The sequence below is a fragment of the Methylobacterium nigriterrae genome, assembly GCF_037106235.1.
GTDB lineage: Bacteria > Pseudomonadota > Alphaproteobacteria > Rhizobiales > Beijerinckiaceae > Methylobacterium > Methylobacterium nigriterrae.
Map to the genome: position 1 here is coordinate 1 of NZ_JBAWTG010000886.1, position 270 is coordinate 270.

Sequence of the window (270 nt, forward strand, 5' to 3'; positions counted from 1 at the left end):
GCGACCACGAAGGCCGTTCCGGCGGTAAAGACGAACAAACGGATGGCCTCGAGCGTCTCGATCGCGGTATCAGGCAGGCAGCGATCGAGGTCGTCGACGAGGACGACGAGCTGCTTGATCCCGGCATCCTTCAGTAGTTTGTCAAACGCCTTGCGGAACTCAGTGATCTCCTCAGGGACATTCTTTGCCTCGGCGGGCTTGATGACAGATTTCACGCCCTCGATCGCTGCGGAAATGTTTTCCTTCGTCGCAAGTTTGGCGGGATCGGCG

General features: G+C 58.5%; 1 protein-coding gene. It reads right to left on the reverse strand.

Annotation, left to right across the window (positions count from 1 at the left end; translation table 11 throughout):
• On the reverse strand, positions 1-270 hold a 270-nt coding region (locus WDW90_RS39555), incomplete at both ends, for a P-loop NTPase fold protein (RefSeq protein ID WP_336493049.1).